This is a genomic window from Pseudomonas sp. S2_E01 (assembly GCF_054668365.1).
This window is the reverse complement of record NZ_CP162762.1, coordinates 1,126,539-1,142,135: the sequence shown is the minus strand read 5'-3', so window position 1 is coordinate 1,142,135 and position 15,597 is coordinate 1,126,539. Positions and strand designations below refer to the sequence as shown.

At 62.4% G+C, this 15,597-nt stretch carries 13 protein-coding genes; 3 read left to right on the top strand and 10 right to left on the bottom strand.

All coding sequences use genetic code 11. From position 1 onward, the window contains the following. Positions 1–14 precede the first annotated feature (14 nt). Positions 15–977 carry a GlxA family transcriptional regulator gene (locus AB4O36_RS05350; RefSeq protein WP_460122243.1) on the bottom strand — a complete coding sequence of 321 codons (963 nt, stop codon included), beginning with the start codon at positions 975–977 and terminating at the stop codon, positions 15–17. 90 nt (positions 978–1,067) lie between these two features. Between AB4O36_RS05350 and inhA the strand changes: the two genes are divergently transcribed. Next, positions 1,068–1,751 carry an isonitrile hydratase gene (gene inhA / locus AB4O36_RS05345; RefSeq protein WP_460122241.1) on the top strand — a complete coding sequence of 228 codons (684 nt, stop codon included), beginning with the start codon at positions 1,068–1,070 and terminating at the stop codon, positions 1,749–1,751. A gap of 310 nt (positions 1,752–2,061) precedes the next feature. On the opposite strand, the gene AB4O36_RS05340 is transcribed toward inhA, so the two are convergent. Next, complete coding sequence (locus AB4O36_RS05340) at positions 2,062–2,541, bottom strand: SRPBCC family protein (RefSeq protein WP_460122239.1); 480 nt, start codon at positions 2,539–2,541, stop codon at positions 2,062–2,064. Between the two features lie 186 nt (positions 2,542–2,727). On the opposite strand from AB4O36_RS05340, the gene AB4O36_RS05335 reads away from it, so the two are divergent. Next, positions 2,728–3,129 carry a lysozyme inhibitor LprI family protein gene (locus AB4O36_RS05335; RefSeq protein ID WP_460122238.1) on the top strand — a complete coding sequence of 134 codons (402 nt, stop codon included), beginning with the start codon at positions 2,728–2,730 and terminating at the stop codon, positions 3,127–3,129. A gap of 119 nt (positions 3,130–3,248) precedes the next feature. On the opposite strand, the gene peaD is transcribed toward AB4O36_RS05335, so the two are convergent. The 4 genes from peaD to peaA form a co-directional block, all read right to left on the bottom strand. Further along, positions 3,249–4,361, bottom strand: coding sequence for a quinohemoprotein amine dehydrogenase subunit beta (gene peaD, locus AB4O36_RS05330; RefSeq protein ID WP_460122236.1), 1,113 nt, complete (start codon positions 4,359–4,361; stop codon positions 3,249–3,251). A 25-nt stretch (positions 4,362–4,386) separates the two neighbouring features. Next, positions 4,387–4,710 carry a quinohemoprotein amine dehydrogenase subunit gamma gene (gene qhpC / locus AB4O36_RS05325; protein WP_008016081.1) on the bottom strand — a complete coding sequence of 108 codons (324 nt, stop codon included), beginning with the start codon at positions 4,708–4,710 and terminating at the stop codon, positions 4,387–4,389. A gap of 1 nt (position 4,711) precedes the next feature. Beyond that, positions 4,712–6,142, bottom strand: coding sequence for a quinohemoprotein amine dehydrogenase maturation protein (gene peaB, locus AB4O36_RS05320; RefSeq protein WP_460122234.1), 1,431 nt, complete (start codon positions 6,140–6,142; stop codon positions 4,712–4,714). 77 nt (positions 6,143–6,219) lie between these two features. After that, complete coding sequence (peaA, locus tag AB4O36_RS05315) at positions 6,220–7,800, bottom strand: quinohemoprotein amine dehydrogenase subunit alpha (RefSeq protein ID WP_460122232.1); 1,581 nt, start codon at positions 7,798–7,800, stop codon at positions 6,220–6,222. Positions 7,801–8,351: 551 nt separating this feature from the next. On the opposite strand from peaA, the gene AB4O36_RS05310 reads away from it, so the two are divergent. Further along, positions 8,352–9,842, top strand: coding sequence for an aldehyde dehydrogenase family protein (locus tag AB4O36_RS05310; protein WP_460122231.1), 1,491 nt, complete (start codon positions 8,352–8,354; stop codon positions 9,840–9,842). Positions 9,843–9,867: 25 nt separating this feature from the next. On the opposite strand, the gene qhpG is transcribed toward AB4O36_RS05310, so the two are convergent. Genes qhpG through AB4O36_RS05290 form a run of 4 tightly spaced genes read right to left on the bottom strand, consistent with a single transcriptional unit; the run spans position 9,868 to position 15,458 of the window. After that, a complete protein-coding gene (gene qhpG / locus AB4O36_RS05305) occupies positions 9,868–11,175 on the bottom strand; it encodes a flavin-dependent monooxygenase QhpG (RefSeq protein WP_460122229.1) in 1,308 nt (435 codons plus the stop codon). Further along, positions 11,172–11,849, bottom strand: a complete 678-nt coding sequence (gene qhpE / locus AB4O36_RS05300; RefSeq protein ID WP_460122227.1) for a subtilisin-like serine protease QhpE — start codon at positions 11,847–11,849, stop codon at positions 11,172–11,174. Before qhpE ends, qhpG begins: the two co-directional genes overlap by 4 nt. After that, the gene (locus tag AB4O36_RS05295; RefSeq protein WP_460122226.1) at positions 11,839–13,551 is read right to left on the bottom strand and encodes an ABC transporter ATP-binding protein; all 1,713 of its coding nucleotides are present in this window, start codon (positions 13,549–13,551) and stop codon (positions 11,839–11,841) included. Before AB4O36_RS05295 ends, qhpE begins: the two co-directional genes overlap by 11 nt. Then, positions 13,551–15,458 carry a sigma-54-dependent Fis family transcriptional regulator gene (locus tag AB4O36_RS05290; protein ID WP_460141183.1) on the bottom strand — a complete coding sequence of 636 codons (1,908 nt, stop codon included), beginning with the start codon at positions 15,456–15,458 and terminating at the stop codon, positions 13,551–13,553. Before AB4O36_RS05290 ends, AB4O36_RS05295 begins: the two co-directional genes overlap by 1 nt. Positions 15,459–15,597 lie beyond the last annotated feature (139 nt).

Below are 15,597 nucleotides of genomic sequence, written 5' to 3'. Positions count from 1 at the left end.
CCCCGGCCCCCATCTCAAGCGCTGACCGAAAACCGCTCCCGATAAGCCTGCGGCGTCACCCCCATGGCCCGCAGGAAGCTGCGGCGCAACGTCTCCTCGCTGCCAAACCCGCATTGCAACGCCAGCCGTTTGATCGGCACGCCCGTGTCGCTCAGCAACCGTCGAGCGGTTTCCACGCGGATCAGTTCAATGGCCCGCGCCGGGGTCTGGCCGGTGTCGGCGCGGTAGTGACGCACAAAGCTGCGTTCACTCATGCCGGCTTGCTGGGCCAATGTGGGGATGCCGAGGTCTACGGTAAGATTTTCGCTGATCCAGGCATGAAGCTCGTCGAACCGGCCGCCTTCTTTTTGCAGTGACAGGGTCACGCTGAATTGTGACTGGCCGCCCGGACGCTTGAGAAACACCACCAGTTGCTGGGCGACTTCCAGTGCCATGGTTCGACCGAGGTCAGCTTCGACCATGGCGAGCGCCAGATCGATGCCGGCTGTCACCCCGGCCGAGGTCCACACCGGGCCGTCGTTGATGAAGATCGGATTGGGCTCGACCGTAAGCTGCGGATGTTTTTGCGCCAGTTGCTCGCAACGGGTCCAGTGCGTCACCACACGCCGCCCATCGAGCCAGCCGCTGGCTGCCAGCAGGAATGCCCCGGTGCACACCGAAGACACGCGCCGACAACCCGCCGCGTGCTTGCGTACCCATGCCACCAAAGCCTCGTCTTCCGACGCGGCGTAAACGCCCCAGCCTCCAGCGATGATCAAGGTGTCCCCAGCCTGCTCGGGCAAAGGTTCGGCCAACAGCGCCAACCCCGCCGACGAGGCCACCGCCCCGCCACCGCTGGCGATCACCGTTGGCGCGTAAGGCTCGGGCAAGCCTTTCTGACGAGCAATGTCGTTGGCAGAGGCGAACACTTGCAATGGCCCCGTGACGTCGAGCAATTGCACGTTGGCGAAAGCGAGCACATGAATGATCTTCGGCATGGTTGGCGTAATTCGTGGGGTAATTGGCGTATGCGCCAAATGCTACGAGTCTAATGTGAAGGCGTCCACTCACTTCACGAGAAACATGCCATGACGTTGCAGATCGGTTTTCTGTTGTTCCCTCAGGTTCAGCAACTGGACCTGACCGGCCCTTACGACGTGCTGGCTTCGCTGCCGGATGTGCAGGTGCACCTGATCTGGAAAGACCTGGTGCCCGTCACCGCGAGCACCGGCCTGGTCCTCAAACCGACCACCACCTTCGATGACTGCCCTGCGTTGGATGTGATCTGCATCCCCGGCGGCAGCGGCGTCGGGCCGTTGATGGAGGATGAGGTCACCCTGGCATTCATCAAGGCCCAAGCGGCTCAGGCCCGGTACGTGACGTCGGTGTGCACCGGCTCACTGGTACTGGGTGCGGCGGGTTTGCTCAAGGGAAAACGGGCGACCACGCATTGGGCGTATCACGAGTTATTGGCGCCGCTCGGGGCCATTGCGGTGCAGGACCGGGTGGTACGCGATGGCAATCTGTTCACTGGTGGTGGGATTACCGCCGGGATCGACTTTGCACTGACGCTGGCGGCGGAGCTGTTCGATAAGGAGACCGCGCAACTTGTGCAGTTGCAACTCGAGTACGCGCCTGCGCCGCCGTTCGACTCCGGCAGCCCTCGGACGGCGCCTGCCGCCGTTCTGCAAGAGGCCAACAAGCGTACCGCGCAATCGCGCCAGCAAAGGGCGCAGATCACCGAGCGGGTGGCGGCGAGGTTGGGGATCTGAGCCCGTCAGCAATGGACTGTCATTCGCTTTTGATCTTCTGTGGGAGCGATCGTCAGCACGCAGGGTTTTCGACAGACCAAAAAAAACCCGCCAGAGGCGGGTTTTCCAAGACCATTCGACTCCCTGTCGATAGCGAGTCCCTGCTGATGGTCGATCATCCGTGATCCTGAAGCACTCCCTGTGCTTCAGTTGATGGCGCTAGATTACGTTTCGGATCCAATCTTCGATAGGCGACATCATTACCATCGCGTGTAAGACATTCGCCATAGCCACCCTTCCGAAAACCCTTAGGTCCGTAAGCTTGCTCTTCCTAACGCTCGTTCGCCCGGGTGTTGATCTTCAGAAATTCTTCGATGTTGTTCATCTGTTCATCCCACCCCCGGCTGTCCATGCGGAACGCCTTGAGCCGGCGCGACTGGGGAATGTGATCAAAACCCGACTCGGTCACCTTGAGCAAGGTGCCGTTATCCATGTCTTCGAGATCGAAACGCACCAGCGTGGTGGGCTCCTGGGAGTAGTCGATGTCCGGTTCCACGGCATAGGGGTGCCAGCGGAAGGAAAACACCCGCTCGGGTTCGACCCGCTCCACCAGGACGTTCCACAGCAAGTGTTCGTAGCCGGGGTAGGTAATTTGCCCCTGGGTCCACTCCCCGGCGACAAAACGCTTGCCTTCCAGGGCGACGCCAAACCATTGCCCGAACGCTTCGGCGTTGGCCACCACACGCCAGACCTGTGAGCGCGGCGACTTGAGCAGGATCTTCCTTTCGATGCGATCTGATGCTGGGTTCATAAATCACCTCCTTTACTGCACAGTAGGCCGGTCAGGCCCTTTGTCCAACCTTGAATGTGTTTCTCAATCCATTTGCCTGACATATTCGGCCGCACATCCGGGGCAAAGTTCGAAGGCAGGGTTTCACATCCTGTAACGCTCGTTTCGCTACACTGCCCTCACGTTTCCCGACTCAGTGAGATTCCCATGCCCCCTCGCCTGCTCCTGGCGCTGACGACACTGCTGTTCACCCCCCTTGCCCACGCCGTTGACTGCGCCAACGCCAGCGACCAGGCGACCATGAATCAGTGCGCGGCACAGGAGCACAAGGCAGCGGACAAGGAATTGAATGCGCTGTACCAGCAGATCACTGCGCGATTGAAGAGCAACCCCGAGAGCAAGAAGCTGTTGGTCGGTGCCCAGCGGGAGTGGATTGGCTTTCGCGACGCCGAGTGCAAATTCGCTTCGTCGGCGGTGACGGGCGGGAGTGTTTATCCGTTGATCTACAGCAACTGCGTCACCGAGCTGACCAAGGCGCGGGTGGAGACGCTGAAGAATTACCTGAAATGCCAGGAGGGGGATTTGAGTTGTCCGGTGCCGGGGCAGTAGATCTTCAGTGGCCTTGAGGGCCTCATCGCGGGCAAGCCCGCTCCCACAGTGATTTGCGCACACCGCGAACCTGTAGGAGCGAGCTTGCTCGCGAAGACGTCACCCCAGACACCGAAAAACTACCGGATAAACACCTGAGCCGTCGTAATCGCCATATCCCCCCCAGGCAACTTGATGCTCCCCACCTGTTTCAAACTGTCGGCATCAAAGATCGCCACATCGTTGAACGTCCCCGCCAGGTAGATCTTGCTGCCGTCCTTGTTGAAGGAAATGCAGTAGTAGGAGTGATCCAGCGTCGCCGCCTGGAGCATCTTTTTCTCCTTGATGTCGTACTTGGCCAGGCGGTTGAGCACGCCGAACATCAGGTTGGGGTCCTTCGGCGAGCGCATGCCGCTGAAATAGATCTCCGTCAACGGACCGAAGTCGGTGGTTTCGGTCTTGCCGGTCTTCAGGTCGACACTGAACAACCCGTACAGGTAGTCGGCGGTGGCGGGGTCCTGCTTCTTGTCCTTGAATTTCGCCGTGGTGTAGAGCAGCGAGAAGTCATGGCGATAGGTCTGCTGGTTCCACACGTAGAGCACGTCCGGTGCGGCATAGTTCGCCCGTTTCCAGTGGCGACTGGGGATCAGCACATCGAACTTGCCGGTTTTCACATCGACCTTGTAGATGTCCGCGCCGGCCACATATAGCGTACCGTCGTCACCACTTTGCATGATGGTCAATTGCCGGGGAGCCGGAAAGCTGCGCACGGGTTTGGCGTCCATCCCGGCATCGGTGGCGTACACATCGAGTCGCGGCTGCTGCACTTCGTAGCGATCGTTGAGCATCAGGGTCGGGTTGGCGATTGCGAACAGTTCCTTGCCGTCGTGGCTCAGGGTGAAGGCGAACATCGATTTGGCCTTCTCCCCCGGCTTCTGGGTGATGCTGGCGTGGAACACCTGCTTGCAACTGTCGAGCTCGACGCCGTAGATGTCCGCGTAGTGGTTGTTCAACACGTAGGCGGTCTTGCGGTCCGGTGACAACTGCACGGTGCCGGGGCCAAACGCATCCGGCATCTTGCAGGTCTTGAACAGGCTGTCTGTCGCCAGGTCAATGACGTGCAGGTTGTTCGGGTAGTTGGTGGTCAACATGTACTCGTGACCGTCTTGCAACGCGGTGTTTTCATCGGCCAGGACGTTGAACGAACAGACGACGGCAAACGCGGCCAGGCCGCAGGCTTTGATGCTAGGCATGCTGGATTCCTTATTCTCTGTCCGATCACTTGTCTTTGGGGAAGACCGTGCCAAGGTTGCGCCAGTTGTCGTTGGACGCCTGGGCATCCTTGTTCCAGTCCGGGTAGGTGCTCATCATGTCGGGCACCTGGGCCGGCCACCAGCAAGGGTCGGAGCAGCCATAAAGGTCCGCCTCCATGGGCTGGCACAGCGACGACACACCGCCGAACGCATCGATCTCCCAGCCAGGGTCGGTGGTGGAGGCGCAACCAGCCACGGAACTCATCGCCACGACTTCTTCAATGCGGTTTTCATCCGCGGCCTGATCCAGCTTCAACGCTTTGTTATTGATTGCCTTGAGATGTTTCATATCAGTGAGCCTTGCGCGGAGTGATGTAACTGCTGATGAACGCAGGGTTATTGGCCATGATCCGGGTGTAGACCTCGATGCCGAAATCCACCCAGTCACGCATCAGTTCGCAGTAGTGATAGGTCGGGTGGGCCGGGTCGCCGTAGCGGGCGTAACTTTCGTGGTAGCAGCCGCCGGAGCACAGGTTGCGGATGTTGCAGTCGTGGCAACCGGTGTTGGTGCGGTCCAGGCGCTGGGACAGGAAGTCGTTCAGCTCGACCTGCTTGACCCCTTCATGGACGTTGCCGAAAGTCGGCAGGGATGAGCCGGTAAAGCGGTGGCACAGATTCAGCTCGCCCTTGTGGTCCACGGCCAGCATCTTCAGGCCCGCGCCACAGGGCAGGGCTTTCTTGTGGCCTTCGTGGATATCGGTGATCAACTGATGCAGGTTGGAGAAGCCGATGTTGCGGTGTTCCAGCGCCGCTGTCAGATAGCGTCGGCCCAAGGCCTTCATGCTGGCGAACACTTGCCCCAGTTCTTCGTTGGTCAGGTTGAAGCTGCTGATGTCGCCGGAGGTCACCGGGGCGAACCCCACTTCGGCAAACCCCAGTTCGTTGAACAGGTGGTCCCAGATGGTTTCGACATCCGTGACGCCAGTGGTCAGCGTGACCCGCGCGCCGACCGGGCGGCTGTTGTAACGCGACAGCAGCATCTCGGCCTTGCGCCTCACCACGTCATAGGTGCCCTGCCCGCCCACGGTGATACGGTTGCGGTCGTGCACGGTCTTGGGCCCGTCGATGCTCACCGACAGCCCGAAACGGTGGGCGTTGAGGTAGTCCACCGTTTCCTCGGTGAGCAGCGTGGCATTGGTGGTCATGACGAATTCGACGAACTTGCCCGCCTCGCGAAAGCGTTTCTCACAGTAATCGACCATGTACTCGATCAGCTTGCGATTGCTCAACGGCTCGCCACCGAAGAACACCACGGTGAAGCGCTCTTCGTCGGGGGATTCCTTGAGCAGCATCTCCACCGAGGCGATGGCGGTCTCCACGTCCATCTTCTTGCCGGCGGATGGCTTGTCGAGGTCTTCCTTGTAGCAGTAGGTGCAGCTCAGGTTGCAACCGGTGTTGACGTTGAGCACCACGGTGTTGATGGCGGTGCGCTCGACCCGCTTGGTGGCGATGTCCGGGGTCAGCGGTGAGCCATCACTGACCAGCTCCAGGGCCATCAGCTCGCGCAGGGTCTCGGTGATTTCCTTGCCGTTGAACCGCGTCGCCAGGCGCTGGATCAAATCGTCCGAAGAACAGCCCGGACCGCGCAATGTGTCGATGATCGTGCCCGTCAGTTCGTCGCTGGCGAATAGCGAACTGCTGGGGATGTGAAACAACATGCGGTCGGCGTCAACCTGCACTTCGTGCAGATTGCGCTCAACCAGATTCAAGATAGCGCCCATTGCAACCTCCTTTGCAGACCCGGCTTCGGGGGCCTGCGTTCATTCCGAAAAGTGTCTGGAACCGTGTCGGATCAGCCTTACGGAATGGGTGGATTGTTCCAGCGTTGCACGGTCACGATCATGTGGGCCTCGCCGGTCAGGGATTTCCCTGCGTCGTCGACGGCGGCAATGACCTTGAGGTTGCCGGCATTGTTGGTGGACATCTTGCGTTGCGGGTTCGGCCCGGCATCGCCTGGTGTGAACACGCCCGTATCGGCCTCCATGGTGCCGGCGAACTTGACGTCCTCATCTTCCTTGGCACGATCGTCGAAGGCTTCGACCTTCCACTGCGCAGGGAACACACCGATGCGATACGGTTTGCCGTCAGCCCCCTTGCCCCAAGCCTCGGCGTCGAAACGCCCCTGCACCTTGGGCGTCGACCCACCGCCCTCGCCGATCCGCGCCACCGAGAATTCCGGCACCACCTTGACCTCGGCGATCTTGCTGTAGACCGACAGGCTCGGGCCTTTCAGCGTTCCCACCGCGACCGCCCGCAAGCCCGGCTGGGCATTGGCGGCGGCCTTGAGCTTGACCTTGATCTGTTCGGGCGTCTGCGAGACGACCTCGACCACTTCCACGCCCTTGCCGAAATTCGGCTTGCCGGTCAGGCCACTGCCGATCAGGGTCACTTCGGTTTCGCTGCCGGCCTTGAGGTAACCCGGTTGCACCGCCAGCAAGCGGCTGCTGCCCTGCTTGGCGGCGACGAAGTCCAGGCCACGCTCGTCATGCTCGGCCTCGAACATCCGGCCCTGCATCGCGTTGCCCTGGGCGGCGAACACCTGGCGCAGGGTCACGCCGTCGATGCTCACGTTGCCGCGCCATTCGTAGCCGGTGTAGAGGATCGCGCTGCCGTCGCCGTTGAACGGCGTACCGTCGGCGTACTGACCTTTGATGCTGACCTTGAAGGTGTCATCGCCAGCGGCGCTGACGCTCATTATCCCGGCTAACTCGCCCTTGCCTGGCAGGTGGCCGCTGAAACTCCAGTCGCCCGCCAATGCTTCAGCCTTCGGCGCGCTGGCTAGCCATTTTTTCCACGCTGGGTTGTCCAGTGGATAACGCTTGGCCAGCAGCGGCACCATCTCCTTGCGGGCGAGATCGAACCAGTCGCGGTCGCGGGACAACGCCTGGTACTCCAGCGACGGCCACTGGCCGAGGTGGAAGTTCACCAGGCGCTCCCACTCCTGGGCGGGCCGGCGTTGCAGGGCGACCCGCGCACCGGAGTGGCAGCGGCCACACATCTGGCTGGTTTTCTCGTCGAACTGTTCGACCGTGTTGAGCCGGCGCTCCATGGCGTAACGCACGCCGTCGGTTTCGCTCGGCGCCAGGCCCTGGGTGTCGGCCAGGTATTTGACCAGGGTGCGGCGATCGTCATCGCTGATCTGCAAACCGTGCATGGTCTGCATCCGCGCGATGCTCATCAACCAGCCTTCCGGCGTCTTGCGCTGGTGGCTGATGCGGCTCAGGGCGTTATCGGCTTCGGGGGTGTGACAGCCCTGACAGGTTTCCTTGAGGATGGTCTGGGCGTCACGGGCGGCCAGGCTGGCCGGCGAATGCAGCGCTACACAGGCGGCCACGGCCAATAGACTGACACTCAGGCCTGATCGGAGTCTTCTCTTCATCAACGTCGAACCTCGCACGGTGCTTTCTTATTTTTGTGGCTTATCGTTTTTATGGTTTCTGCCGTTGGCCATGAGCAGCCAACGGAGGCAAGAGAAACGTCTGCGATGAGCAATACACGGAGCGTGCCAGCTTGTGAATTTGTTGATTAATCAATGGTTTGTGTCGGACAGGGTAGGTTTTTCCAGGAACGACAGCGGCGTTGCACGTTTTATTTCGCGACAGCCGTTGCAACCTGAGACAAGCATAGCCCCGCTCTCTTCCCCTGTAGGAGCGAGCTTGCTCGCGATGGACTAAAGAACACCGCTGCGTGTCAGGCAGCCAGCGTCATCGTTGACGACCATCGCGACGGTTCGACGCCTCGACAAGCTCGCTCCTACAGGAGGCGATGTTGTCGTTGTCTCATGTCGTCGCAAATTGCGACGTCTGGCGATGACTTTACGATCGCGCAAACAACGGGAAAACCCGCCCGCTCGGGCTCCCGCCAGCAAAACCCACAACTGGCACACCCATTGCGAAAGACCTCGTCACACGAACAAGACGAGGTTTCAACATGTCGCTTCCCAACCTGCTCCCTGCCACCACGGCTTTCATCCAGCGCGCTCCGCGCATGTTGGTCGGAGGCGACTGGGTCGAGGCCTCCGATGGCCAGACCATGCCGTTGCACAACCCGGCCACCGGCGAGGTGCTCTGCGTGGTGCCTCGGGCGACGCCCGAAGATGTTGATCGCGCAGTGCTCGCCGCTCGCCAGGCGTTCGATGATTCGGCCTGGACCCGCACCCGACCGCGCGAGCGGCAGAACCTGTTGTGGAAACTTGCCGACCTGATGCAGCGCGACGCCGAACTGCTGGCGCAACTCGAATGCTTGAACAACGGCAAGAGCGCGGCCGTGGCCCAAGTGATGGACATGCAACTGGCCATCGACTTCCTGCGCTACATGGCCGGTTGGGCGACCAAGATCGAAGGCTCGACGGTGGATGTCTCGGCGCCGCTGATGCCCAACGAGCAATTCCACAGTTTTATCCGCCGTGAAGCGGTGGGCGTGGTCGGCGCCATCGTCGCCTGGAACTTCCCCCTCCTGCTGGCCTGCTGGAAACTCGGCCCGGCCCTGGCCACCGGCTGCACCGTGGTGCTCAAGCCCGCCGACGAAACCCCACTGACGGCGCTGAAGCTGGCGGAACTGGTACTGGAAGCCGGCTACCCCGAAGGCGTGTTCAACGTGGTGACCGGCACCGGCATCACCGCAGGCTCCGCCCTGACCCACAACCCGCTGGTGGACAAGCTGACGTTCACCGGCTCCACCGCCGTAGGCAAGCAGATCGGCAAGATCGCCATGGATTCGATGACCCGTGTCACCCTGGAACTGGGCGGCAAATCGCCGACCATCGTCATGGCCGACGCCGACCTTTCCAGCGCGGCGGCCGGTGCGGCTAGCGCGATCTTCTTCAATCAGGGCCAGGTCTGTTGCGCAGGCTCGCGCCTGTATGTCCAGCGCAAGCACTTCGACAACGTGGTAGCGGACATCGCCGGGATCGCCAACGCGATGAAACTCGGCAACGGCCTGGACCCAAGCGTCGAGATGGGGCCACTGATCTCAGCGCGGCAGCAGGAACGGGTCTACGGCTACATTGAAAAGGGCCGCGAAAGCGGCGCGACCATCGCCTGTGGCGGCGAACAGTTCGGCCCGGGGTATTTCGTCAAACCGACGGTCATCGTCGACGTCGACCAGAAACACTCGCTGGTACAGGAAGAAATCTTCGGCCCGGTGCTGGTGGCGATTCCGTTCGACGATGAGGCCGAAGCCTTGCGCCTGGCCAACGACAGCCCTTATGGGCTGGGGGCGAGTATATGGTCGAACGACCTGGCGGCGGTGCACCGGATGATCCCGCGAATCAAGTCGGGTTCAGTGTGGGTCAACTGCCACAGCGCGCTGGACCCGGCATTGCCGTTCGGCGGTTACAAAATGTCGGGGGTCGGGCGGGAGATGGGGTATGCGGCGATTGAGCATTACACGGAGTTGAAGTCGGTGTTGATCAAGTTGTAATTGCGGCGCCCTGCCAACACAAGGCTCAGGGCTTATACCCCTGAGCCAACAACCACCCCCTGACCACCTTCCCCTGCTCCACCGACAACCCTGCCAACACCTGCCCTACCGGCTCCACCGACAAGCGCCGCAGCAACGGCGCCAGCTCTATCCCCTGCACATGCCAGATCCCCAACGGTTGATCCGCCGTGATCACCACCTCGGCCTCATCGACAAACCCATCGCGCAACACCGGCGCCCGCTCTATGCGCAGTGACGCAAAATCCGCCTGGGCATGCGCCACCTCGGCGTCCGGCCATTGCCGCCGGGCCAGCCAGAACGGCTGATCCGCCCAGCGCTGCTCATCGGCATAAAAGTCCCGGCCGATGCGCGCAAAACGAAGAAACAGCTGCTCCACCCGCTGCTGGTGAAATCGCTGGGCCAGGGCCGCCCGTTCCGGTTTTCGCAGCAGCGTGTTGATCACCACCGGCGCCTGCAACGCCGAGGACAACGACTGGAAAATCCCGTTGCCCGACAGCGGGTCCACCGCCATCGCCGCGTCGCCGACACGAATCCACTGATCACCACACACCTGCGGGCTCAAGATCGCCGTGCTGCTGCGTGCATGCAATTGCGCTTCGACCTTGGCCTCGGCATCGGCGCCGAAAAACGCCCGCCCCAACGCCGAGCCCTGGCGCCGCTGGCGGCAATATTCGAGCAACTGCGCCTTTCCCGGCAGTTGCGCGCTGGCCACGTCCACCGTCCATTGCCAGTAGCATTGGCCGTCCGCCCGCCGCGCCATCCACGCCCAGCCGTCCTCAAGGCTCTCCACGGCGCTGGCGGTCTCGCCCGGCGGGCCTTGCCAGCGGTTGAGCAGGCTGACCGTCTCCGGCCCGCGCAGCCCCTTGCCCAGTGCTTTGTGCGAGGCCGGCGCCTGACGACCGCGAGCTTCCACCAGGAAGTCACAGGCGAGTACGCCATGCCCTTCGATCTCGATCCGCGCCCCCGTGGCCAATGACTGCACGCCCAGCACGCGGCCCTCGATCAGTTCAACACCGGCCAGGCGCAGGTCTTCGCGCAGGCCACGGTCGAACGCCGGGCGATCGAGCAGATACTCGATGTTCTGCGCGTGCTGCTGGCCATTCCATGACACCTGACGCTGGGACGGCAGCGTCGCCTCGGCCAGCGCGTGGTGCAGGCCGGCGCCGCGCAAGGCTTCCAACACCCGCACGGACACACCTTCCAGCGCCGCGAACCGGCGCCACTCGGATACCAGCGTCACCTCAAAGCCCAATCGGCGCAGACCCAGGGCCACGGCCGCCCCGGCAGGGCCTGCGCCAAGAATCGCGATCATGGCCCACTACGCCGTTCAGGACCGCGATAACGGGCGTTGTCTCGCAGACGATCGATGATCTGCTGATTGCTCGCCTCGGGGTGCTCCAACAGAAAAGCGGCGATGTGCCCGCTTAGCGCCGCACACCCCAGGCTCGCCCCCGATTGCCCAGGATAAGTGCCATGCACGCACGCGGCGAAATCCGCCTGGGCGCTGTCCAGCCAGGACCACTCCTGCTCCGCGCAACGCGCATCGCCGGTGATCCGCAGCACTTGTGGATAACGGGCCGGGTAAACACCCTCACCCTGGGCCGGGCTGGAGGCGCACAGCAAAACGCCCCGCTCGACCGCCATTGCACAGGCCTCACGCAGCAGGTTGCGGTCCTGGCGCAAGCCGAGGCTGAGATTGATCAGCCGCACATCCTGCGCCACCAGCCAGTCGATGGCCGTGGCGATCTGCAAGGCAGTGGTGACACCGCGTTGATCGAACACCTGGGCCACGCAGAACAGCGCCCCGGGGGCCCGTCGGCTAATCGCCTCGATCACCGCACTGCCGTGGCCAAGGACGTCGTCGTGCAAGGCATCCTCAAGCAAGGCGTCTTCGAGCAACGAGAACCGCCGACCGGCAACCACCTGCACCCGCTGCGCCGCCGAATGCCCGCTGTCGACCACGCCGATTCGCAGCTCACGCTTCATGGGCCACCGTTTTCGACGTCAGCACGCCATCGATCAGTTCGAAGCGCAGGTCGGCGTCAGCCAGGGTGGAAGGCCGATGGCTGATGAGGATGCGCGTACGCCCGGCAAACAATCGGTCGATGGCCTCGATCACTTCGCGCTCGGTGGCTTCGTCCACCGCCGAGGTCGCTTCGTCCAGCACCAGGATCATCGGATCCTGCAACAGCGCCCGAGCAATCGCGATGCGCTGTTTCTGCCCGCCGGACAACTGTTGGCCACGTTCGCCCAACGGGCTGTCGAGGCCTTCGGGCAGGGAGGCGATCAGGCTGTCGAGTTGCGCCAGGTGTGCCACTTTGGCAATGGCTTCGCGGTTTGCATCCGGCACCGCGTAGGCGAGGTTGTCGGCAAGGCTGCCGCGAAACAGCACGATGTCCTGGCTGACAACGGCGATCTGCCTGCGCAATTGCATCAGGTCCAGTTCGCGTACATCGGTCTCGCCCAGCAGTACCCGACCGGACTGCGGATCGTGATGGCGTTGCAACAGGTCGATCAACGTCGACTTGCCCACCCCGGAGCCACCGCTGAGGGCCACTTTCACACCGTAAGGTATCTGTGCCTGGATCCCGCTCAGGGTCGCCGGCCGACCCGGATGGCTGAAGTGCACGTCGTCAAAACGCAAGTCGCCGCACGCCGGCATTGGCTGGGGTTCGGCCGGGGTCAGCACGGTTGGCTCTTCGCCGCGCAACTCCATCACACGGCCGAGGCTGACGGTCATGCGCTGTATGGCCACATACAGTCCCAGCAAGCTCTGCACCGGCCCGACGGCCATGCCCAGGTACGTTGAAAACGCGATCAGCGCACCCAATTGCCAGGTGCCCTGCACCACCCAGTAACCGCCGATCAGGAATGCACAGGCACGGGACAATGAGGTCAATGTGCCCGGCACGGCCTGGGTGAAAAACTCGGTGACCTGCAGGCGCAACAACTGACTCATGTAGCCCTGCCCCAGAGACTCCAGCCGCCGAGATTCGCGCTGTTGCTGCCCGGCCGACTGGATGAACTTCATCACCGGCAGTGTCTCGACCATGAACGAGGACATGTCTGCCGATCGCTCACGCAACTGCCGCACGTCACGTTCGACCTTGCGCCTCATCCAACGCAGCCACAACACGTCGAGGGGAATCAGCACCAACGCCAGCAGGGAAAGTTGCCACGACAGGGTCACCAGCATCGCCACGGCGACCACCAGGCCGATCACGCTGGACACGGCGGAAAACAACGAATCCACGGCAAAGCGCTGGATCTCCGCGACATCACCATCCAGGCGCGACATCAGGTCGCCAATGCGCCGTTGCCCGTAGAAACCGGGCGAAAGGGTCTGCAGGTGGCGATAGAGGTCGTCGCGCAGCGCGAACAGAATCCGCCCGGACAGCCGCGTGTGCAGGTAACGATTGATTCCCGAGAGTGCCGTGCCGAGCAGCCCGGCGACGATCATCAACACGGCGATCAGCACCAGCATCGGGAAGTTACGGGCCAGCAGGCCATCGTCGATCAACAGCTTGGTCAGCCAGGGTTGCACCAACACCAGCGCCGATGCGCAGACCGACAGCCCAAGCAGCCCGACGATTGCCAGGCGCTGCGGCCTGACGAAACCGTACAGCCAGTGCAGCGCCGCTTGGAGGGCTTCGGGGTTGTGGCTGTCGACCAGCCGAACAATCCACATCAGGAACGCAACTGTTTGAGTTTGCGGTAAAGGGTCGCACGGCTGATGCCCAGGGCGTCGGCGGCTGCCGAGACGTTGCCCTGATGGCTGTCCAGGGACTGGCGAATCATCTCCAGTTCATTCTCGCGGATACTACCTGCCTGCGGACGTTCGTTGGCGGTCAATTCGTCGAGCATGCTGTCGGGCAGGTGATCGAGGGTGAGCACACTCTCGCCCGGCTCACGCATGGCCAGTGCGGTGCGCAGGACCATTTCCAGTTGGCGAATGTTGCCCGGCCAGTGGTAACCGGCGAGCAGCCGCCCGAGATCGTCGTGCAGGACTACGCTCGGCGCGTCGAGCCGTGCCAGCAGCCGACTCACCAGCGCACTGAAATCGTCGCGCTCGCGCAACGCCGGGAGCATCACGCTGATGCCGTTGACGCGATAGAACAGGTCTTCGCGAAAATGCTTGTCTTCGACCAGGCGCTTGAGGTCACGGTGGGTCGCGCAGATCAGGGCGACGTCGATGTCCTGCTCTTCGCCCGCCCCCAATGGTGCCACCTTGCGGTCCTGCAACACCCGCAGCAGACGTGCCTGTAACGCGAAGGGCATGTCGCCGATTTCATCGAGGAACAAGGTGCCGCCATGGGCCTGCTGCAAACGGCCGATCATGCCGCCCCGTCGCGAACCGGTGAAGGCGCCTTCGCGATAGCCGAACAATTCAGACTCGATCAGGCCTTCAGGGATCGCCGCACAATTCACCGCGACGAAGGGTTTGTCTGCGCGGCTACCGGCCATGTGCAGGGCGCGGGCAATGACTTCCTTGCCGGTGCCGGTTTCACCGAGCAGCAACACCGGCAACTCGTTGGCCAGGCCCTGACGCGCCATCCGCAAGGCGCGGGCGTAACGGCTATTGCTGCCGGCCAGGGATTCCAGGTCCGGGGCTGTCTTCGCGGTTTTCATGGTACTGCGCGGCGCGGGTGCGCTGACATTGAGTGAGCGCTGGGGAGCGCGCAGGGTTTTGTAGAAGAACTCGCCCTTGGCGGTCTGCAGGCTGCCGGAACCACCCTGATGCAGGCGCGAAAGCAATTGCAGGCCATCCACGCCGAGAAACTCTTCGCAACGCCTCCCTACCAGCGCCGAGCGCTCGGCCCCCAACAACTGGCAGGCCTGGGCGCTGACCGCGAGGATCTGTCCGCCGAGGCTCACAGCCAGCAGCCCTTGCCAGGGCGACTCGAGGTATTGCCGACGGCTATGGAAGGCCAACACAATCTGGTCGGGAAAACTGGCGTTGAACACCCGGCTCTCGATTTGGCTGACGGCCAGGGCCAGCAGCGCGGTGCTGTCGTGAACGCGGCCGAGCGGGCCTTCGCGGGTCAAGTCGAGGACGCCGAGGATGTCTCCTTGCGGGCAGTAGATCGGCACGGAAGTGCAGGAAAAATCAGTCAGGCGATCCAGGTAGTGTTCGCCGCAATCAATCATCGTTGGCCGGGCTTCCACCAGGGCAGTGCCCAGTGCGTTGGTGCCACGAGCGGCTTCGCTCCAGCAGGCCCCCAGGGCGATGTCTTGCAGGCCACTGCCCTTGAGTCGATCGGCACGGCCCTCGACGGCCAGGATGGTCGCATCGGAGTTTGCGAGGATGATCAACCCTTCCTTGCCCTGACGCTCGGCCAGGTAATCGATGGCAGGCAATGCGGCGTCGATCAACAAGCGATTATTGCTCAATAGCACGTCAAGGCTCGCGCTCGATTCCGGCGCCAATTCATGCTTGCTGTTGAAATGCACGCCATGACTCAAGCTGCGTCGCCACGAAGCATCGATCTCGGCCCGCAGAACACCGTCAGGCACTTCGCCTTCCAGGTGGAGTTTTTCCCGAGCCAGCCGGGCTTCACGGTGAAGTTTGGGGGAGTTTGTTTTTATCAGCGTCATCAAGCGCTCCGGGTCGTCCGCCCTGCGCCTTCGAACATCGGCGCCCTGAAGCATCTTTACGTTAACGTCAGGGCGATGGCAAGTGCCTTACGGCGCTTGTGGTTTTATAGGGGGACCGCGTTATCGTTCTTCGCGGGCA

Coding starts and splice junctions, on each gene's coding strand:
- qhpC (WP_008016081.1), bottom strand. CDS start 4,710: ATGAAACATCTCAAGGCAATCAATAACAAAGCGTTGAAGCTGGATCAG.
- inhA (WP_460122241.1), top strand. CDS start 1,068: ATGACGTTGCAGATCGGTTTTCTGTTGTTCCCTCAGGTTCAGCAACTG.
- qhpE (WP_460122227.1), bottom strand. CDS start 11,849: ATGAAGCGTGAGCTGCGAATCGGCGTGGTCGACAGCGGGCATTCGGCG.
- peaB (WP_460122234.1), bottom strand. CDS start 6,142: ATGGGCGCTATCTTGAATCTGGTTGAGCGCAATCTGCACGAAGTGCAG.
- AB4O36_RS05295 (WP_460122226.1), bottom strand. CDS start 13,551: ATGTGGATTGTTCGGCTGGTCGACAGCCACAACCCCGAAGCCCTCCAA.
- peaD (WP_460122236.1), bottom strand. CDS start 4,361: ATGCCTAGCATCAAAGCCTGCGGCCTGGCCGCGTTTGCCGTCGTCTGT.
- peaA (WP_460122232.1), bottom strand. CDS start 7,800: ATGAAGAGAAGACTCCGATCAGGCCTGAGTGTCAGTCTATTGGCCGTG.
- qhpG (WP_460122229.1), bottom strand. CDS start 11,175: ATGATCGCGATTCTTGGCGCAGGCCCTGCCGGGGCGGCCGTGGCCCTG.
- AB4O36_RS05350 (WP_460122243.1), bottom strand. CDS start 977: ATGCCGAAGATCATTCATGTGCTCGCTTTCGCCAACGTGCAATTGCTC.
- AB4O36_RS05310 (WP_460122231.1), top strand. CDS start 8,352: ATGTCGCTTCCCAACCTGCTCCCTGCCACCACGGCTTTCATCCAGCGC.
- AB4O36_RS05335 (WP_460122238.1), top strand. CDS start 2,728: ATGCCCCCTCGCCTGCTCCTGGCGCTGACGACACTGCTGTTCACCCCC.
- AB4O36_RS05340 (WP_460122239.1), bottom strand. CDS start 2,541: ATGAACCCAGCATCAGATCGCATCGAAAGGAAGATCCTGCTCAAGTCG.
- AB4O36_RS05290 (WP_460141183.1), bottom strand. CDS start 15,458: ATGACGCTGATAAAAACAAACTCCCCCAAACTTCACCGTGAAGCCCGG.